The organism is Asticcacaulis excentricus (assembly GCF_003966695.1).
Classification (GTDB): domain Bacteria; phylum Pseudomonadota; class Alphaproteobacteria; order Caulobacterales; family Caulobacteraceae; genus Asticcacaulis; species Asticcacaulis excentricus_A.
Genome location: NZ_AP018827.1, coordinates 1,995,800 through 2,014,945 on the forward strand (window position 1 = coordinate 1,995,800; position 19,146 = coordinate 2,014,945).

A 19,146-nucleotide genomic window follows, 5' to 3' on the forward strand; every position below is an offset into this window, starting at 1 on the left:
GGATAATCCGCCATGGAGCGGGTTGTATTTGGGGTAGGGTAAACCATGCGTACGCTTCGCGCGCGCCTGCAGGGCGTGATGTCTGTGCTGATTATCGGCGCGCTTTTGAGCTGTGGACTGGCTTTTCTGATCGCTCAGGCGGGGCGGCAGGGGCTTCAGACCGTCTATGCTGACCGGGTGATCCCGCTGGAACAGCTTAAAGGCATCAGCGACAACTATGCGGTCCTGATTGTCGATAATGCGCACAAGGTTCGCGCCGGCACGGTCAGCTTTGACGATGGCGTACGCAATATGGACGAGGCCCTGACGCGCTCGGATCAGCTCTTTGACGCCTATATGTTGACCTGGATGGACGCGAATGAAAAAGCCCTCGCACAGGCGGCCAGGGATCAGAAAGAGAAGGCCAAGGCCTCCATTGCCCGCTTGCGGGACATCATGGTGCGTAAGGATCAGGCGGCGCTCGAAACCTATGTGTCCAGCGAGCTTTATCCCGTCATTGACCCGGTGACGGCGGCTTTCGATGTGCTGGTGAAGCTACAGGTTGCCGAGGCCAAAAAATCGTTTGATGTGGCCTCACAAAAACAAACCACCCTTTTGTGGGCGTTGGGGGCGGCGTTTCTGGTCAATTTCACGCTGGGTGCCGCCGGCATCTGGATTGTGCGTCATCGGGTCATCGCGCCGATCAACAGCCTGACGGCAGTCATGACCCGTCTCGCCCGGGGTGAATACCAGACCGAAGTGCCTGCCCGTGACGCGCGCAACGAAATCGGGGAAATGGCGCGCGCCGTTGAGGTGTTCAAATCCAATGGCCTTGAGCGACAAAGGCTGGAAGCGGGGGAAAAGGCCGCTTTGGCGCAGCGTGAAGCGCGGGCGCGTCTGATTGAAGAACTGGTCCAGCGTTTCGACGCCCATACCCGCGAAAGTATTCAGTTTGTCTCCGTGGCTGCCACGGAACTGGAGGCCTCAGCCGAAAGCCTGACGTCCGGTGCGGAAGAAACGACCCGTCAAAGCACCGTCGTCTCCTCGGCCTCGGAAGAGGCTTCGATGAACGTACAGACCGTTGCCGCGGCGACCGAAGAAATGGCCGCGACTGTACAGGAGATCGCCCGGCAGGTTCAGGGATCGGTGCAGATTGCCCATAGCGCCATCGCCGAAGCGCAGCGCTCCTCAGAGGTGATTCACAAGCTGTCGGACGGCGCGCAGCGGATCGGTGATTTCGTCAGCCTGATCACGCAGGTCGCCTCTCAGACCAACCTGCTGGCGCTCAACGCCACCATCGAGGCGGCGCGGGCTGGCGAGGCGGGTCGAGGCTTTGCGGTGGTCGCCAGCGAGGTCAAGACGCTGGCACAGCAGACCTCAAAGGCGTCGGCGGACATCGAAGCCCAGGTGCAGGAGATTCAGGCCATCGTCGGCGAGGCGGTGGCGGCCATTGATCACATCCGCCGCACGGTGGATCAGATGTCCGAAGCCTCCATGGCGATTTCTGCCGCGGTCGATGAGCAGCATGCCACCACACAGGAAATCGCCCGTAATGTGCAGCAGGCGTCGCAGGGCACGGTCGAGGTGGCGCAAAACATGTCAGGCATCTCGCGGGCGACCGAAGAAACCACGGCGGCCGCCACACAGGTGCTCGGCGCCTCCGGTGAACTGTCGCGTCAGGCCGACAGCCTGCGCAAAGATATCCATGAGTTCATTTCGGGAATCCGGGCTGCCTGAGACAGCCGCCGACAGTGCAGGGCTATTCCATGATCACCATATTCCATCGCCTGGGCGAGCGTATCGCGGAAACCCAACAACGGGCCGACCAGAACGTCCCGGACGAACCGGTGTGGATCGACCTGCTCAATCCCACCGAAGAGGAGCTGCGGCATCTGCCGCAAAACCTCAATATCGCCCTGCCGACGCGTGAAGAAACCTGGCGCAATCATGCGCTCAACCGCATGTACACGCGCGACGGTACGGCCTATATGACCGCCGCCGTCATCAGCGACGACCGCGATGCGCGCGCCTGCGGGACGGTGACCTTTATCCTGACGCCGGATTTCCTGATTACGCTGCGTGACATCGATCCGCCGCCCTTTCTGGCGCTTCAGGAACGCCTGCTGCTGATGCCAAAGGCCTTTCCGGACAGTGTGGACGTCCTGACCGGCTTGCTGGAAGCCATTGTGCTGCGGACCGTTGTTCATTCCGATGAAGTCATTACCGGGCTGGATGGCCTGTCTCGACGCATCTTTTCGTCGCGCGGATTTGAAGGCGAGAAGGGGACGCCCTCGGACATCATGCACGGTGTGCTGCAATCGCTGGGTCTGCTGGCAGACCTCAACTCACGCATCCACGAAAGCATATCGAGCCTTCAGCGCGTGGCGGGCTTTCTGCGCACCCATACGCCCGCCGGTCAATCGGACCACAGCCGCGCTCTCGGTACCCTGCTCAAGGATACGCAGTCTATTGCTGAGCAGACGACCTTCCTGTCGAACAAGATCAGCTTTCAACTCGATGCCGCGTTGGGGATGATCAATGTTGAACAGAACCAGATCGGTAAGATTTTTTCGACCACCGCGGTCTTCTTTCTGCCGCCGGCGCTGGTCGCCGGTGTTTACGGCATGAATTTCGACCACATGCCGGAACTGCACTGGTCGCTGGGCTACCCGCTGGCGCTGGGCCTGATGGGGGTGGCGGTGCTGGTGCCCTACTGGGTGTTTAAACGGCGGGGCTGGCTTTAGACTTTCGACCTTCTATTGCGCCTGAACCTTAATCCGGTTGGTGTCGGCCAGATAACCGGCGATCATGCTGGGGTGCATCGGCTTGGCGAACAGATAGCCCTGCGCCATGTCGCAGGCCATTTCGCGCAGGCGTTCCAGCTGTTCCGGGGTTTCGACGCCCTCAATAATCGATTTCAGCCCCATATCACTACACAGCCCGGTCATGGAGCGTACCACCTTGCTGGCGCAGTCGTTTTCGATATCGGTGACGAAGCTGCGATCGACCTTGATGCGGTCGAGCGGCAGGCGGTGGACATAGCTCAGCGACGAATAGCCGGTACCGAAATCGTCCAGTGACAGATGACAACCGAGGGTCTTCAGCATCTGCATGGATTGGCGTGCCTTGACGAAATCGTGGGCCATGGCGGTTTCGGTGATTTCAAAGTCGATGCGTCGGGGGTCAATGCCGGACGCATTGACGATGGCCACCAGACGTACCACGCCTTCGGCGGCGCAGATATCGTGTGCCGACAGGTTAAACGACAGGCCGATATCTTCGGGCCAGTTGCGCATCTCACGTAGCGCCTTTTCCAGTAGCACGCGGGTGACGCCGCCAATCAGGCCAGCGCGTTCGGCCACGGGAATGAATACATCCGGGGCCACCAGACCCAGTTGCGGACTGTACCAGCGGGCCAGAGCCTCAAAAGACAGCACGCGACCGCTTTTCAGATCGACAATGGGCTGGAACAGCTGGATCAGCTCCTGTTCGAGATCGGCGGACAGAAGATGGCGTTCGATCTGCGTCTGGGTACGGATTTCCGCGGCGTGCTTGTCACTGAACAGAACGGTCTGACCCCGTAAGTTACGCTTCGCATAATAGAGTGCGTAGTCGGCATTTTCGAACAGGATTTCCGCAGACTGTATGGTCTCGCACCACGTCGCCATGCCGATGGAGCTGGCCATATGGGCGTGTGTGCTGCCGATGGTAAAGGGCAGGCGTACAACATCGGTCAGGTGGCGACCGACTTCGCTTAGGGCCTCGTCGGACGCAGCGTCGCGCACGATCAGACCAAACTCATCCCCCCCCAGCCGGTAGATGTCGGCCTTGGCGTCGATAAAGCCCAGGCAGGCCTTTTCAAGGCGCCGCGCGGTTTCACTCAACACCCGGTCACCGGTGGCGTGCCCGTAGGTGTCATTGATCGGCTTGAAGCCGTCGAGATCCAACACGCCGACGGACAGGGCCAACCGCCCGGCCTGCGCCTCGGCAAAGGCTTTTTCCAGATCGTGAAAGAAGCGGCGGCGGTTGGGCAGTTCAGTCAGGGCGTCGAGATTGGCGATGCGGAAGTTTTCGTCCGATAAGGCTTGCGTTTCGGCCTGCTTGGTCATCAGGTCGCGACGCGAACGCACCAGATCGGCAAAGTCGCGATAATGCGTCATCAGGATGGTCAGGATAGCGGCGCTGACCAGCACGATATTCACGGCAATCGCTTTTTCAGTCTGATCACCCCACAAACCGAAAAACAGGATAAACGGCACATTGACGATCAATGTCACCAGAATAGCCGCCGATCTCAGATGCATCAGGCAAAAGATACAGCCAACGACGGTGATACCCATGTAGAAGATCACATGACCTTGCGCGTGGGCGTCTCCATAGGGGTGCAGGCTCAGGCCCCAGCTCATAAACCCGATGGCCAGAAACGCCGCCATCTTGGTGGTGCGGCGAAGCTGAGCCACGGCAAATTCGGGCGTTACGTTCTGGTGACGGTTGCGCCACCAATGAATCCCGCGCACGCCGGCGATCAGGCACAGGGTGCCTGGCAGCCAAACCGACAGCCACAGAGGGGCGAGGTGAGAAAAGGTATAGCTGACGGCCACAGAGCTGACGATCAGCAGGAAATAAAGCAGAGGCACCTGCCGTGACAAGGCGCGGAACTGCGCCACCGCCAGTTCGGGATCATTGGTGGAGACGCTGAAAAGGGTACCCAGGGTTCTACTTAATGATGTCACGGCTCTGACCGGCAGGTTATTCATTCCAGCCATCTTAAGCCATTTTATCTAAAAAGAATTTAATCGACGTTTTAGTCAAAACTATCGCGGGTTATCGTGCGGCGCTCCGCTTCGATCTGTTTCTGTTTCTGCCAGTAGGCGGCCCCCTCATAGGGGCGGAACAGGGTGCGCGGCGCGCCTTTTTTGGTCATGACGGCAAAGACATTGCGTCTGGAATCATAAAATAAAGTGTCGCCATTGTTGCGGGCCAGGGTTTCGACCCCCTTGGGTGGCGCATGGATAAAACCGTGCACCATGCCCAGCCATTCTTCATAGGAACGTGCGCCGACCTCGGCCCCGTGCTTTTCATAATGATAAGTGGCGTTCTCATAGGCGCTGTATTTGCGGTTCGACGACCAAAGGGGCCAGTCACCATAGCGTGTAGAGGTGATTTCGACCTTGGGGCCGATGGGCAAGCGTATGGCGTCGCTGTTTTCGCGCGGGGCCGGGGCTTCGGCCTCAACCGGCGGCGGTGCCTCGGACGGCGTGGCGCGGGGTGCTGGCGCTTCGGCCGGGGCCACCTGTTGCGCCGGGGCCTCGCCCTTGCCATCGGTCAGGACGGCGGACGGTCCGGCATCGCAGGCCGTCAGTAGCAGCAGCAGACCCACCGCCGCCAGAAGTCGTTGTGCGATCCTCATGCGTCCCCCATATGTCTTGCCAGACCCTCGCAAAGGCCATTAAAGACCATATCATGACTGTTGCAAGCCCACCCCGTATCCTGTTGATCGTCGGCGGCGGTATCGCCGCCTACAAGTCGCTGGAGCTGATCCGTCTCCTCAAAAAGGCGGGCCTGGCGGTGCGCGTCGTGCTGACAAAGGCCGCTCAGCAGTTTGTCACGCCCCTGAGCGCCGCCGCCTTGTCGGGGGACAAGGTCTATACGGACCTGTTTGACCTGACTGATGAAACCGAAATGGGCCATATCAGCCTGTCGCGTCAGGCTGAACTGGTGGTCGTCGCCCCGGCAACCGCCAATCTGATGGCGTCGCTGGCCAATGGTCAGGCCGATGATCTGGCGACCACGCTGTTGCTGGCTACCGACAAGCGCGTCCTGATGGCACCGGCGATGAATGTCCGCATGTGGCATCACTTGGCCACGCAGCGCAATCTGGCGACCTTGCGCGCCGATGGCGTGCTGTTCAGCGGGCCTGACGAAGGGGATATGGCCTGTGGTGAATACGGTCTGGGTCGCATGAGCGAACCCGACGCGATTTTTGCCGCTATTCAGGCCGCCCTGAAGCCGAAGGCGCAACCCTTAAAGGGCCACCATGTGCTGATCACTGCGGGGCCGACATTTGAGCCTCTCGACCCCGTGCGGGGTATCACCAACCGCTCCTCCGGCAAGCAGGGTTATGCCATCGCCGCTGCGGCGGCCGAGGCGGGGGCGCGTGTGACACTGGTCTCCGGCCCGGTCAGCCTGCCGACCCCGGCGGGTGTCACCCGTATCGACGTGGAGACGGCGGCTGAGATGCACGAGGCGGTGCACGCGGCTCTGCCTGCCGATGTCTTTATCGGTGTGGCGGCGGTGGGCGACTGGCGCGCCAAAGAGATTGCCCGCGACAAGCAGAAGAAGGGCGTGGACGGCGAACTGACGGTGACGCTGGTCAAAAATCCCGACATTCTGGCCAGTATTGGCCACCACCCGACGCAGCGTCCGACGCTGGTCATCGGCTTTGCGGCGGAAACGCGCAATGTCGAGGTCTATGGCCAGACGAAGCTGCGCACCAAGGGGGCCGACGCCATTCTGGCCAATGACGTGTCGAAAGATGTCTTTGACCGCGACACCACCAATATGATCCTTATCGACGCTTCGGGCCCGACGGCCGGCAAGCACCTGACCAAGGCCGAAGTGGCCGCCGACCTCATCCAGTATCTGACGACAAGGCTGAAATGACCTATACGCCCACCGCCCACATCATCCAGTTGCCGCACGCCGCCGGTCTGGCCCTTCCCGCCTACGAGACGGAAGGCTCGGCGGGTCTCGACCTGCGCGCCGCTATCGCCGAGGGTGAGATACTGACGCTCAAGCCACTGGGGCGGGCTCTGGTCCCTACCGGGTTGAAGGTCGCCGTGCCGCTGGGGTTTGAGGTGCAGGTGCGCCCGCGTTCAGGGCTGGCGCTGAAATTCGGCATTACCTGCCTCAACTCGCCGGGAACGGTGGACTCCGATTATCGTGGCGAGGTCGGGGTCATTCTGGTCAATCTGGGGACCGAGGATTTTGAAATCCGCCGCGGCGACCGCATCGCGCAGATGGTGGTGGCGCGTCACGCCCGTATCGAATGGGAATTGGTCGAAAGCCTTGACGACACGGCGCGCGGGGCGGGCGGCTTCGGTTCGACCGGGCGGGGCTAATCCCCTTATTTCACGCAATTGTGCAGGATCGCCGGGTTTACCCGCCCGGCGAAGCACCCCAGACTCGCCCAATACGCGAATATGGGTGATGAGCCATGACAGAAACCCTCGAACTGTACGGATTGCTGAGCGATCTGGTCGAAGCGGCGCTGAATGGCCTCAATCTGTGGCCAGCGCTGCTGGCGGGCGTCATAGCGGCCCTCCTGATCTGGCTGCCGGTGGCAGCGCGATTGTTGGTCGCCCTGTGCCTGACCCTCGTTTTCAGTAGCCTTTGGCCCCTGCTGTACAGCCTGCCGCCCCTTGCCCCGGATTTTGGTGAGCCGGAATACAGCATCCAGTTTGCGCTGATGGCGCTGGTGGCCATTGGGCCTGTCTGGCTGACCGAAGCGCTGGGTATAAGGCGATTGACTCAGCGAAAGCCCAGAACGTCCTGCATATCGTAAAGGCCGGGCGATTGCGCCGTAGTCCATAACGCCGCTTCGACGGCTCCGCGTGCAAACAGGGTGCGGTCGCGCGCCGAATGCGACAGGGTGATCATCTCGTCTTCGGCGGCAAACAGCACGCTGTGTTCGCCGATAATGCCGCCGCCGCGAATGACCGAAAAGCCGATCGTTCCCGGTTCACGCTGTCCCGTCAGGCCGTCGCGTGCCGCCACGCGCACATCCTTGAGATCGACCCCGCGCCCATCGGCAGCGGCGTCCCCCAGCATCAGGGCGGTGCCCGACGGCGCATCGACCTTGCGCTTGTGATGGGCTTCCAGCACTTCGATGTCCCAGGCGTCTGGCCCCAGCTTGGCCGCGGCCTGTTTCACCAGCCCCATCAGCATGTTGACGCCCAGAGAGAAGTTCCCTGAACGCAGCACGATATTACGGTCGCCATAGGCTTCGAGGGAGGCAATCTGTTCCGGCATGAAGCCGGTCGAACCGATAATATGCGCCAAAGGCTTGCCGCGCTTTTGTCCCTCAGCGGCACAGGCTTCGGCCAAAGCCAGAGTGGCCACGGGGGTGGTGAAGTCGATCACCGCATCGGCCTGCGACAGGTCGATGGCGTCGCCCTTGTCAAAGGTGGTGGCGACGATCAATTCCCGCTCATTCAGGACACGGATAACGGCCTGACCCATGCGGCCCTTGGCCCCGGCAACGGCAAAACGAATCTGGGTCATGATCACTCCGGGGGTTTATAAGCTGCCCGCTCCTCTAGAGCGATGTGCGGAAAAGTGTAAGCGGTTTTCCGCAAAAAACATCGCGACAAAACAAAAATTTAGAGAGAAATGGCGATTCCTCTTAAAATCATTTCGCTCTAGGGAGCGGGCGCCAATAAGTCAAATCCGGCGACGGGCCGCCCCGAGCCGGATTTGTCTATTGAGATCCATGAAAAACGTATTGCGCGTCAGCGCAAGACTTTTTCATGAGGGCTATGCCGTTCCCGTGATGTCGTCCCAGAACCGCTTGGCCTTGTGCATAAAGCCTTGCGACTGAGCGTAGGACTGTGCCTCGGCGATCTCGGCAAATTCCTTCATCAGTTCCTTCTGGCGGGCGCTGAGGTGCTTTGGCGTTTCGACGAACAGCTCGACCAGCAAATCGCCGCGCTGCTTCGAATTGAGCACCGGCATCCCCTTGCCCTTGATCTTGACCTTGTGGCCGGTCTGCGCGCCTTCGGGGATGGCGACTTCCAGCTTGCAGGTGCCGTCGCAGCCTTCACCGCCCATCAGGCACGGCACCTCGACCTCGCCGCCCAGAACGGCGGTCGGCATGGGTACGGGGATCTGACAGTGCAGATCGGCGCCATCGCGCTCGAAAATCTCGTGCTCGGCCACTGACAGGAAGATATAGAGGTCGCCGCGCGGCCCGCCATTGGCCCCGGCCTGACCTTCACCAGACAGGCGAATACGCGCGCCGTCATCGACCCCGGCGGGGATGCGTACGTTCAGCTTGCGATTGGCGCGAACCTGACCATGGCCGTGGCAGTTGGTGCAGGGCTCCTTGATTACCTGACCCTGACCGTTACAGGTCGGGCAGGTGCGTTCCACGGCGAAGAAGCCGTTGGAGGTGCGCACGCGCCCTGCGCCGCCGCAGGTATGGCAGGTGACGGGCTTGGTGCCGGCCTTGGCGCCTGAGCCCTTACAAACTTCGCAGGTCAGGGTCGTCGGCACGTTCAGCTCGACATCCGCGCCCTTATAGGCCTGTTCCAGCGTAATTTCGTAATCATAGCGCACGTCGGGGCCGCGTTGCGGCCCTGAGCGGCGGCCACCGCCCCCGCCACCGAAGATGTCGCCGAACATTTCGGAGAAGATGTCTTCGACATTGCCGAAGCCCTGTCCGCCAAAGCCACCCTGACCGCCGAAGCCGCCGCCCTGACCATTGACACCGGCGTGTCCGAAACGGTCATAGGCCGCGCGCTTGTTGGCGTCGGACAGGACCGAATAGGCTTCGTTGACTTCCTTGAAGCGCGCCTCGGCCTGATCATCACCCTGATTGCGGTCAGGGTGATGCTCCATCGCCTTTTTGCGGAAGGCCGATTTCAGCGTCGCGTCATCCGCATCGCGGGCCACACCCAGAATTTCGTAATAATCACGCGCCATTATACACAGCAGTCCCGCTTAGAGATTTTGAACACAGGCCGACAATACAGCCGCCTGTGCTCAGAACACCCGCTACATCCCCTGCTCATGCTTTCCGACTCCAGTCGAAAATCCGGAAAAGGGAACGAATTGAAAATCCACACGCGCATCGGGTGAGTGTCCCGATGGACAGCCCTCAGAGACGCCTGCGTCGCCAAGGGAGACATAAGTTGGGGGAGCCCAACCGAAATCAGACTCCCCCTTTTGACTTGTCAAAGCGCTGGCTTACGCGCTCTTCTTGCCGTCGCCATCGACTTCTTCGAACTCGGCATCGACGACGCCGTCATCGGCCTGAGCCTCTTCACCGGCTTCGCCCGCCCCTTGTGCGGCGTACATGGCTTCACCCAGCTTCATCGAAGCGGTCAGAAGGGCCTGATGCTTGGCCTTGATGTCTTCGACGTCTTCGCCGTCCTTGGCCGTCTTCAGATCGGCCAGAGCGGTTTCGATAGCGGTCTTGTCTTCGGCGGCGACCTTTGAACCGAAGTCCTTCAGGGCCTTTTCCGTCGAATGGACCAGAGCGTCGGCCTGATTGCGGGCCTCGATCAGCGCCTTGCGCTTTTCATCTTCGGCCTTGTTGGCCTCGGCCTGCTTGATCATGTCCTCAATGTCGGAGTCGCTCAGGCCGCCATTGGCCTGAATACGGATCGAGTGCTCCTTATTGGTCGCCTTGTCCTTGGCATTGACGTTGACGATACCGTTGGCGTCGATGTCGAAGGTGACTTCGATCTGCGGCACGCCACGCGGGGCGGGTGGGATGCCGACAAGGTCGAACTGACCCAGCAGCTTGTTGTCCGCAGCCATCGGACGCTCGCCCTGGAAGACGCGGATGGTCACGGCCGACTGATTGTCATCGGCGGTCGAGAAGGTCTGCGACTTCTTGGTCGGGATGGTGGTGTTGCGTTCGATCAGCGGGGTGAACACGCCGCCCAGCGTTTCGATACCGAGCGTCAGCGGGGTCACGTCGAGCAGCAGCACGTCCTTGACGTCGCCTTGCAGCACGCCGGCCTGAATGGCGGCACCGAGCGCCACGACTTCATCCGGGTTCACGCCCTTGTGCGGCTCGCGACCGAAGAAGGCCTTCACGGCTTCAACGACCTTGGGCATACGGGTCATGCCGCCGACGAGGACGACTTCGTCGATGTCCGAAGCCTTCAGACCGGCATCCTTCAGCGCCTGCTGGCAGGGAGCGATGGTCTTCTGGATCAGGTCCTCAACGAGGCTTTCCAGCTTGGCGCGGGTCAGCTTGAGGTTCAGGTGCAGCGGGCCCGATGCGTTCATCGAGATGAAGGGCAGGTTCAGGTCGTATTGAGCGACCGTCGAAAGCTCCTTCTTGGCCTTTTCGGCCTCTTCCTTGAGGCGTTGCAGGGCCAGCTTGTCCGAACGCAGATCGACGCCGTTTTCCTTCTTGAACTCGTCGGCGAGGTAATCGACGACGCGCATGTCGAAGTCTTCACCGCCCAGGAAGGTGTCGCCGTTGGTGGACTTCACTTCGAAGACGCCGTCACCGATTTCGAGCACCGAGACGTCGAACGTACCCCCACCGAGGTCATAGACGGCGATCTTCTTGCCGTCATTCTTGTCGAGGCCATAGGCCAGAGCGGCGGCGGTCGGCTCGTTGATGATGCGCAGCACTTCGAGACCGGCGATCTTACCGGCGTCCTTGGTGGCCTGACGCTGGGCGTCGTTGAAGTAGGCCGGAACCGTGATGACGGCCTGAGTGACGGTTTCACCCAGATAGGCTTCGGCGTCTTCCTTCAGCTTTTGCAGGATGAAAGCCGAGATCTGTTGCGGCGAATAGTCCTTGCCGTGGGCCTTGACCCAGGCGTCGCCGTTCGGGCCCTTGGAGATTTCATAGGGCACCATGCCCTTATCCTTCTGGACCATCGGGTCATTATAGGTGCGGCCGATCAGGCGCTTGATGGCGAAGAAGGTATTGGAGGGGTTGGTGACCGCCTGACGCTTTGCGGGCTGCCCGATCAGGCGCTCCGAGTCGTCCACGATGGCGACCACCGACGGCGTGGTGCGAACGCCTTCGGCGTTTTCGATGACCTTCGGGTTCTTGCCGTCCATGACGGCGACGCACGAATTGGTCGTACCAAGGTCGATACCGATGATTTTAGCCATGAGTCCAGATTTACTCCGTTTAAGGCAATGGGCTTTCGAGGCCTTTTGAAGATAAGCACCCCGCTTGTCCATCCCCGGTGAGATGAATTTTACCAATTTTGGAAGCCGCCGGTGATTTTCGGCGTCCCCAAATCTGCAACCGATATAAGGGGCGCGTGGCGGCCTGCAAGAGGGGGCCCTGCAATGCTTGCATTATTTTGAGGGTTTTTCAGAACGCGGTCATAAAGGTGGTCCGTATTGCAGTGGCCCGCATCCTGTTGTTAGGTAGGGCACACAAAGACAGATACCGGGAGACTCGCCAATGACCACGAACAATCTGCCCCTGACGCGCCCCGAAGGCAGCGAAGCGCGGGATTTCCACGTCAGTCGTCGCGGCATAGCCGGGCTGTTTTTTGCGGGTTATGCGCTGGGCGCTGGGGCCGCCGCCGCGCAATCGCCGATCACGACACCTTCGGCCGGTCTCATCGCCAAAGACCTGACGGTGCCGACCGATAGCGATTACGCCATCCCGGCCTATATTGCCTTGCCCCAAGACGCCAAGCGTCGTCCGGTGGTGCTGGTTGTGCCTGAAATTTTCGGCCTGCACGACTATCTGCGCGATGTATGCCGCCGTCTGGCGCATCAGGGCTATGTGGCCCTGACCTTTGACCCCTTTGCGCGCAAGGGCAATGCGGCGGCGTTGAAAGACACAGCCGAAATCCGCAAGCTGGTCGAAACCGCGACCAATGAACAGGTGATGGGCGACCTGAGAACCCTGATCGCCTGGTTGAAAACCAATCCCGACGTGGGACAGTCAAAGGGTGTGTTCGGCAAGACGAAGTTCGCCAATACCTCGCGCATCGGCATTACCGGCTTCTGCTGGGGCGGTGCCGTAACATGGATGGCGTCGTCGTCCATCCCCGACATCAAGGCGGGCGTGGCGTGGTACGGGCGTCTGGAGCGTCCGGCGGCGACCGATTTCCTGGGTAAGGAAGACCGTCAGTGGCCAATCGACCGCGCGGCCGACCTGCGTCGTCCGGTTCTGGGTCTCTATGCCGGGCAGGATGGCGGCATTTCATTGGAAAGTGTTGAGCGCATGAATGCGGCGCTCAAGGCCTCTGGCAAGACCCCCAGCCATATCGAGGTCTATAAGGACGCCAAGCACGGCTTCCACGCCGACTACCGCGCCCTTTATAACGAGAAGGCCGCCAAGGAAGGCTGGGCCGAATTGCTCAAGTGGTTTGAGACCTATTTGTAAGCATACCGCGCGTACCTCCCCGTCAGACGGGGAGGTGTTTTCGTCGGTTACGCCTGCGTATTGACCGTGCCGCCGGAGGCGTTGTCGCCGCCATTATAGGCCCCGTTGGCGGCGCTGGCCGTCTTGGCCGCCGTCACGACCATGGCCGGGCGGATGGTGCGGCCAAACAGCTCATAGCCCGCCTGCATGACCATCAGGACGCTGCCGCCCTCGACCTCGGTGGAGGGTTGCTCCATCACGGCCTGATGGAAGTTCGGGTCGAACTTGTCGCCTTTGAGCGGCGCGATCTTCTTGACGCCGTTCTTTTCAAAGGCTCCGGCCAGTTCCTTTTCCGTCATCTCGATGCCGGAGACGAAGTTCTTGAACGCCGGGTCTTCGATCTGCGCCGGGACGGCCTGAAGCGCGCGTTGCAGCACGTCGGCGACGCCCAGAAGGTCGCGCGAAAAGCGCTGAATGGCATAGGCGCGCGCGTCGTTCATTTCGCGCTCAGCGCGGCGTTTGACGTTTTCGGCTTCGGCGGCGTAGCGCAGCGCCTGTTCCTTGAGTGCGGCGTTTTCAGCTTGAAGCTGCTCCAGCGCCGCGTTCAGCGTGTCGATGGCGTCATTGGCGAACGGGGCGTCTTGTTCAGTATGTTCTTCGCTCATTACTCTTTAGACTCTGTGGGTTAGGACCGTTCCTGCTCCAGCAGGCGGCCGAGGATTTTCGCGGTGTAATCCACAAGTGGGATGATGCGCGCATAATTCAACCGGGCGGGCCCGATGACGCCGATGGCGCCGACGACCTTCTGGCTCTGACCGCCCAACATATAGGGCGCTGCAATAACAGCCGAACCGGACAAAGAAAACAGTTTCGATTCCGATCCGATGAAAATTCTTACCCCCTGCGCCGAACGCACATTGTCGAGCAGGTTGATCAGCTCTTCCTTTTCTTCCAGATCCTCGAACAGGGCGCGCACGCGCTCAAGGTCTTCGAGCGCCGAAGCCTCCAGAAGATTGGCCTGCCCGCGTACGATCAGCGCGCGCTTATCCGCCTCGCCGCCCGCCCAGGCGGCCAGTCCGCGCGCGATGAGACCCGTCGCCGCCTCATTGAGCTGCTGACGTTCGGCCTCAAGCTCGGCGCGCAGGTCGCGCCCGGCCTCACCCAGCGTGCGCCCTCTCAGGCGCGTACTGAGATAGTTGGAGGCCTCGATCAGGTCGGCAGGTGTCACCCCCAGATCAAGCGCCATCAGGCGGTTTTCGACCCGCCCGTCGTCGAAGACCAGCACGGCCAGCGCCTGATCCGGGGCCAGCTTGACGAATTCGACGTGACGCACCCCGGCCTCAAACGACGGCGTCATCACCACACCCGCCCCACCGGCAAGGCCTGACAACAGGTTGGAGGCTTCGCGCAGGGCGCTGTCGAAGGTCATACCCTTGGCCGTCAGGCGCGCTTCGATTTCGCGCTTGGCGTCCTGCGCTACGTCGCCGACCTCCAGCAGGCCATCGACGAACAGGCGCAGGCCCTGATGCGTCGGCATCCGCCCGGCGGAAATATGCGGGGCACTGAGCAGACCCAGTTCGGCCAGATCGGACAGGGTGTTGCGGATCGAGGCCGGGGACAGGGCGATCCCGCCCTTGGACAGGGTGCGCGATCCCACCGGCTCACCGGTTTCCAGATAGGCCTCCACCACGTGACGGAATACCTCACGCGCCCGCGCGTCCAGTTCGGTCAGCGAGGCCGTGCCACTCATCAGGGTCGAGAGCGATGTCTTCATGGCTTAAGGATATAGAAGCCTTTGCGCGCTTGTGAAGAGGCTTCGCGAGGGCCGTCGCATTTGCCGCCAAATTGCCACGATTGCAGGACTCAATCAGAATATCTGAACAGGGAGGTTTTGATGCGTAACATAGTCTGCATGACGGTCGCGATGGGGCTGGTGATGGCGGGGGCGGCGCAAGCCGATGAGGTGGTGACCCTGACCAAACCCCCCGTGTTCAAAACGCGCACCGACACTGCGACGACCGAAATTCCCAGCGCTTACAAGCCGAAACCAAAGACCAAAACCCGTGATTTTGAGCCCCTCAGAGGCCTGTGGCGCGTTACCAAATCGCTGAAAAACAAGGGCAAAGAGCCGGTCGATGAGAACGGTAACACCTATGCCTGCGTCGATAAGGACTGCAAGGTGTCGCGCAAGGTCGATGAAAAGCGGGACTAAAAAACGGCTGGTGTGCTGTTTAGTTTTTCATCGTTAGCCGTCGGATTAACAGACCGAGGCCGGTCACAACAAGACCGGGTATTAGCCAGTAGATCGTATTCCAAGCTACTATTTCGAAATCAAACAGACTTCTCCAAAAGCCCGCCAAAACAAGTTGGGCCAATGGTATTGCAATCCCCAACGGGAGTGCGAAAAACGCAAAGCGCCGGCCACGGAATAAAACCCCCACAAACAGGATTATCCAGCCTGCAAACAGGCTCAGAAAGAACGGCGTATAGTCGGTGTGTACGACGGCGGAATAGACAATATCGTCTGACACGACCCCTCCTTTTTTATCACAATAGCTGAGCGAAGCGACGTGTCAACGACAGGTGCTTTGGTACACGGGACGGCGGGCTTAAGTCGGATTCTTGTGTTATTATTTATGTTTATGGAGCACGCCACAAAAACCTTTGCCCAAGCGAACCTATGCTGATAGGCACGTCCGCATACAATGGAGGTCCCCGCCATGTCGCAATTCGACGCCCTGAATGCCCTGAAAACCTTTCGTCCGTCCAACCGTCAGGCGGATCAGTTACGTAAGGTGACGCTCGAAACGGGTGTGACGCGCTATGCCGAAGGTTCGTGCCTGATCACGGTGGGCCATACCAAGGTGCTGGCCACAGCGTCCGTGGAGCAGGGCGTTCCGCCCTTCCTGAAGGGCAAGGGGCAGGGTTGGGTGACGGCGGAATACGGTATGCTGCCGCGTTCGACCCACACCCGTTCGCGCCGCGAAGCTGCGGCGGGCAAGCAGTCAGGCCGCACGCAGGAAATTCAGCGCCTGATCGGGCGCTCTTTACGCGCCGTGGTCGATCTCAAGGCGCTGGGTGAGCGTCAGATTACGCTGGATTGCGATGTGATTCAGGCCGATGGCGGGACGCGCTGCGCCTCGATCACGGCGGCGTGGGTGGCCCTGTCTCTGGCCTGCGACAAGCTGCTGGAGCAAAAGCTGATTTCCGCCAACCCGATCATTGATCAGGTCGCGGCCGTGTCCTGTGGTGTCTATGAAAACGTACCGGTGCTCGACCTCGACTATGATGAGGATTCGACCGCAGAGACGGACTCGAACTTTGTGCTGACCGGTTCGGGCCACATCGTCGAAATTCAGGCCACCGGCGAAAAGCGTGGTTTCTCACGCGATGAATTCAACACCCTGTTCGATCTGGCCACCCAAGGGGCGGCGGAACTGTTCGCCCTGCAACGCGTAGCGGCGGGCAAGTAAGACCTATTCCTCGTCCTTGATAACCAGCAGATCGCCGGGCGTGCAGTTGAGCGCCCGGCACAGAGATTCCAGCGTGCGCAACCGCACGGCCACGGCCTTCTGATCGCGCAGCAATTCCAGATGCCGCACGGCAATCCCTGTCCGGTCGGACAGTTCGACCAGAGACAGACGCCGCCGCGCCAGTTGCTCACTCAGACAGATCGTCATACTCATATGGTCAGATTGGCTTCGGCCCTCAGCCGCGCCCCTTCCTTGAACACTTCGGCCAGCACGAAGACGACCAGCACTGAAAACCACGCCGTTACCGCCCGCATCCCATAGACCGGCTCCACCGGCATTTTCAGTATGGCCTCGGCCAGAGCGCGCGACGCATAGGAATAAAGCTCCACCCCGGCCAATCCGAAGCCGATCCAGCGCAGGCGCAGCGTATTGTCCGGGTGGAAGACATCGCCTTCGGCCAGGGTGCGAAATACCTGTCGTGTCCAGCGCATGATCAGCAGATAGCCCGACAGCGATACACCGAAGGCCAGCATCAATATCGCCTGCTGCGTGCCGTTGATCTGCGCCACCATCTTCATGCGCGCCATCACCTCGGCGGCGAGAGTCGGCACCGACAACAAACACAGGGCGGCGATCCCCACCGCCACGATCATGGCGAACAGGCCGTAATAGACGACATCGAGGGCCGTCTTGAGCAGGCTGGAGATCGAACGCGGGCCCAGAAAACGCATGAGCTACCCTATGCCGAGGAATGAAAACGATCTCTGCCACAAAAAACCGTCATCGCCAAATTACGGCTTTTTCATTGCGCGCGGCATAGGCTACACAGTCGGCAAACGGAGACTGTTCATGTCGATTGCGCTTGTTGCCGGTCAGAAACTGATTGCCGCTACCCACAATCCGGGCAAGGCGCGCGAAATCGACACCCTGCTCAATGGCCGGTTTGAGATCGTCTCGGCGGGCAGTCTGGGCCTGCCGGAGCCGGATGAGACGGAAAACAGCTTTGTTGGCAATGCCATCCTTAAGGCCCGTCATGCGGCTATGGCGGCGGGCCTGCCGGCTCTGGCCGACGATTCCGGCCTGAGCATCGCGGCGTTAAACGGTGATCCGGGGATCTACAGCGCGCGCTGGGCCGGACCGCAGAAGGATTTTCCGCGCGCCATGGAAATCATCCATCACAAGATGATTCAGGCCGAGGTGCACAATCCCGACACCTATTCGACACAAGCGTGGTTTACCTCGGCTCTGGCCGTCGCCTGGCCCCAAGGCCATGCGGTGGTCTTCGAAGGCGTGGTGCACGGTGACATCGTCGCGCCGCGCGGGGACAAGGGGTTCGGTTACGACCCCATCTTTCAGCCGGATGGCTATGAGATCACCTATGCCGAGATGGACGAAGCGCTGAAGGACAGCCTCAGCCACCGCCATCTGGCCTTCGAACAGTTGAAAGCATGGCTGTTCTGAACCCGGCCCTCGTCGCCCTCTATATCCACTGGCCCTATTGTTCGCGCATCTGTCCCTACTGCGATTTCAATGTCACGCGCGATCGCGGTCAGACCGACACGCAGCAGGCCCTGTTTGAGGCCATCCGCGCCGATCTGAGGACCCAGGCGTTATGGCTGGGGCCGCGCCGTCTGGCCTCGGTGTTTTTTGGTGGCGGCACGCCGTCGCTGATGAAGCCCGACTGGGTGGGGGCCTTGATCGCCGAGGCCAAAACCCTGTTTCCGGTTACTGGCGATATTGAAATCACGCTGGAGGCCAATCCAACCGATGCCGAAGTCGCCCGCTATCGCGCCTTTAAGGCGGCGGGTATCAATCGCCTGTCGATCGGGATTCAGTCGCTGGATGACGCGGCGTTGCGCTTTCTCGGGCGCAACCATTCGGCGCGGGAAGCGCTCACGGGATTGGAGACCGCCCTTTCTGTCTTTGAGCGCGTGTCGCTGGACCTGATCTATGCCCTGCCGGAGCAAAGCCTTGAAAACTGGGAAGCCGAGCTACGACGGGCCGCGCGTCTGGGTGTCGAACATATCTCACCCTATCAACTGACCATCGAATCCGAGACCGCCTTCGGGCGTGCCGCCCGCCGTGGGCAGTTGCGCATTCCCGATCCCGAACAGGGCGAAGCCTTCTATGATACAACTCAGTCTGTTCTGAGCGAACTGGGCTATGAGGCCTATGAGGTGTCGAACCATGCGCGCGGCGTGGCCGCACGGTCCCAGCACAATATTAATGTCTGGGAAGGTGTGGACTATGTGGGTATCGGACCCGGCTCTCATGGTCGTTTGACCTTAGACCATTTACGCCACACGACGGTCGCTGAGGCTGATCTTAAAGTCTATATCGCCCGTGTCCGCGAAACCGGCCACAGCGTGACGCCCGAACCCCTATCGCCCGAAGAGGCCAGCGAAGAGGCGCTGATGCTGGGTCTACGTCTGATCGAAGGGGTGCGGCTTGAACGCATTGCCGGGTTGCCGCTAAACAAGCGGGATCAGCTGATCGCCGAGGGTTTCCTGGAATTGACGCCGCAGCGTCTGCGCGCCACGCCTAAGGGCCGGGTGGTACTTGATCGGCTGCTTCTGGAACTTCTGTCATAATTTTTTCCGTTTTGCCTCTTAT

At 60.5% G+C, this 19,146-nt stretch carries 20 protein-coding genes; 10 read left to right on the forward strand and 10 right to left on the reverse strand.

Annotated elements, in window-relative coordinates:
* Positions 1-45 precede the first annotated feature (45 nt).
* Positions 46-1,716 (forward strand): methyl-accepting chemotaxis protein, encoded by a 1,671-nt coding sequence (locus tag EM6_RS09270; RefSeq protein WP_126422164.1) that lies wholly within the window; start codon positions 46-48, stop codon positions 1,714-1,716.
* 29 nt (positions 1,717-1,745) lie between these two features.
* A complete protein-coding gene (locus tag EM6_RS09275; protein WP_126422166.1) occupies positions 1,746-2,723 on the forward strand; it encodes a magnesium transporter CorA family protein in 978 nt (325 codons plus the stop codon).
* 12 nt (positions 2,724-2,735) lie between these two features.
* On the opposite strand, the gene EM6_RS09280 is transcribed toward EM6_RS09275, so the two are convergent.
* The gene (locus tag EM6_RS09280; RefSeq protein WP_126422168.1) at positions 2,736-4,745 is read right to left on the reverse strand and encodes a putative bifunctional diguanylate cyclase/phosphodiesterase; all 2,010 of its coding nucleotides are present in this window, start codon (positions 4,743-4,745) and stop codon (positions 2,736-2,738) included.
* Between the two features lie 38 nt (positions 4,746-4,783).
* A complete protein-coding gene (locus EM6_RS09285; RefSeq protein WP_126422170.1) occupies positions 4,784-5,389 on the reverse strand; it encodes a hypothetical protein in 606 nt (201 codons plus the stop codon).
* A gap of 53 nt (positions 5,390-5,442) precedes the next feature.
* Here EM6_RS09285 and coaBC point away from each other — a divergent pair, with 53 nt between their 5' ends.
* The 3 genes from coaBC to EM6_RS09300 all read left to right on the forward strand — a co-directional run bounded on the left by coaBC (position 5,443) and on the right by EM6_RS09300 (position 7,543).
* The gene (gene coaBC / locus EM6_RS09290) at positions 5,443-6,642 is read left to right on the forward strand and encodes a bifunctional phosphopantothenoylcysteine decarboxylase/phosphopantothenate--cysteine ligase CoaBC (protein ID WP_232037041.1); all 1,200 of its coding nucleotides are present in this window, start codon (positions 5,443-5,445) and stop codon (positions 6,640-6,642) included.
* Complete coding sequence (gene dut / locus EM6_RS09295; protein ID WP_126422174.1) at positions 6,639-7,100, forward strand: dUTP diphosphatase; 462 nt, start codon at positions 6,639-6,641, stop codon at positions 7,098-7,100. The genes coaBC and dut overlap by 4 nt, the downstream gene beginning before the upstream one ends.
* Before the next feature lie 95 nt (positions 7,101-7,195).
* Complete coding sequence (locus tag EM6_RS09300) at positions 7,196-7,543, forward strand: hypothetical protein (RefSeq protein WP_126422176.1); 348 nt, start codon at positions 7,196-7,198, stop codon at positions 7,541-7,543.
* On the opposite strand, the gene dapB is transcribed toward EM6_RS09300, so the two are convergent.
* The 3 genes from dapB to dnaK all read right to left on the reverse strand — a co-directional run bounded on the left by dapB (position 7,510) and on the right by dnaK (position 11,844).
* Complete coding sequence (gene dapB / locus EM6_RS09305) at positions 7,510-8,262, reverse strand: 4-hydroxy-tetrahydrodipicolinate reductase (protein WP_126422178.1); 753 nt, start codon at positions 8,260-8,262, stop codon at positions 7,510-7,512. The two genes, EM6_RS09300 and dapB, sit on opposite strands and share 34 nt — an antisense overlap.
* Before the next feature lie 252 nt (positions 8,263-8,514).
* Entirely contained in the window at positions 8,515-9,681 is a 1,167-nt protein-coding gene (gene dnaJ / locus EM6_RS09310) for a molecular chaperone DnaJ (RefSeq protein ID WP_126422180.1), read from the reverse strand.
* 264 nt (positions 9,682-9,945) lie between these two features.
* Positions 9,946-11,844 carry a molecular chaperone DnaK gene (dnaK, locus tag EM6_RS09315; protein WP_126422181.1) on the reverse strand — a complete coding sequence of 633 codons (1,899 nt, stop codon included), beginning with the start codon at positions 11,842-11,844 and terminating at the stop codon, positions 9,946-9,948.
* A 301-nt stretch (positions 11,845-12,145) separates the two neighbouring features.
* Here dnaK and EM6_RS09320 point away from each other — a divergent pair, with 301 nt between their 5' ends.
* Positions 12,146-13,081, forward strand: coding sequence for a dienelactone hydrolase family protein (locus tag EM6_RS09320; RefSeq protein ID WP_126422183.1), 936 nt, complete (start codon positions 12,146-12,148; stop codon positions 13,079-13,081).
* Positions 13,082-13,128: 47 nt separating this feature from the next.
* Here the strand turns inward: EM6_RS09320 and grpE are convergent, their stop codons facing one another.
* The gene (grpE, locus tag EM6_RS09325) at positions 13,129-13,725 is read right to left on the reverse strand and encodes a nucleotide exchange factor GrpE (RefSeq protein WP_126422185.1); all 597 of its coding nucleotides are present in this window, start codon (positions 13,723-13,725) and stop codon (positions 13,129-13,131) included.
* Positions 13,726-13,745: 20 nt separating this feature from the next.
* Complete coding sequence (gene hrcA, locus EM6_RS09330) at positions 13,746-14,834, reverse strand: heat-inducible transcriptional repressor HrcA (protein WP_126422187.1); 1,089 nt, start codon at positions 14,832-14,834, stop codon at positions 13,746-13,748.
* Positions 14,835-14,954: 120 nt separating this feature from the next.
* Between hrcA and EM6_RS09335 the strand changes: the two genes are divergently transcribed.
* Positions 14,955-15,272, forward strand: coding sequence for a hypothetical protein (locus EM6_RS09335; protein WP_126422189.1), 318 nt, complete (start codon positions 14,955-14,957; stop codon positions 15,270-15,272).
* Positions 15,273-15,291: 19 nt separating this feature from the next.
* Here the strand turns inward: EM6_RS09335 and EM6_RS09340 are convergent, their stop codons facing one another.
* On the reverse strand, positions 15,292-15,591 hold the full coding sequence (locus EM6_RS09340; RefSeq protein WP_126422191.1) for a hypothetical protein: 300 nt from the start codon (positions 15,589-15,591) through the stop codon (positions 15,292-15,294).
* A 189-nt stretch (positions 15,592-15,780) separates the two neighbouring features.
* Here EM6_RS09340 and rph point away from each other — a divergent pair, with 189 nt between their 5' ends.
* Positions 15,781-16,533 (forward strand): ribonuclease PH, encoded by a 753-nt coding sequence (gene rph, locus EM6_RS09345; protein ID WP_126422193.1) that lies wholly within the window; start codon positions 15,781-15,783, stop codon positions 16,531-16,533.
* A 3-nt stretch (positions 16,534-16,536) separates the two neighbouring features.
* On the opposite strand, the gene EM6_RS09350 is transcribed toward rph, so the two are convergent.
* Positions 16,537-16,746, reverse strand: a complete 210-nt coding sequence (locus tag EM6_RS09350) for a helix-turn-helix domain-containing protein (RefSeq protein WP_126422195.1) — start codon at positions 16,744-16,746, stop codon at positions 16,537-16,539.
* The gene (locus EM6_RS09355) at positions 16,743-17,264 is read right to left on the reverse strand and encodes a DUF2975 domain-containing protein (protein ID WP_126422197.1); all 522 of its coding nucleotides are present in this window, start codon (positions 17,262-17,264) and stop codon (positions 16,743-16,745) included. Before EM6_RS09355 ends, EM6_RS09350 begins: the two co-directional genes overlap by 4 nt.
* Positions 17,265-17,382: 118 nt before the next feature.
* Here EM6_RS09355 and rdgB point away from each other — a divergent pair, with 118 nt between their 5' ends.
* Both rdgB and hemW read left to right on the forward strand, forming a co-directional pair.
* Positions 17,383-17,994, forward strand: coding sequence for an RdgB/HAM1 family non-canonical purine NTP pyrophosphatase (gene rdgB, locus EM6_RS09360; RefSeq protein WP_126422199.1), 612 nt, complete (start codon positions 17,383-17,385; stop codon positions 17,992-17,994).
* On the forward strand, positions 17,982-19,124 hold the full coding sequence (hemW, locus tag EM6_RS09365; RefSeq protein ID WP_126422201.1) for a radical SAM family heme chaperone HemW: 1,143 nt from the start codon (positions 17,982-17,984) through the stop codon (positions 19,122-19,124). The genes rdgB and hemW overlap by 13 nt, the downstream gene beginning before the upstream one ends.
* The last annotated feature ends 22 nt before the right edge of the window (positions 19,125-19,146 follow it).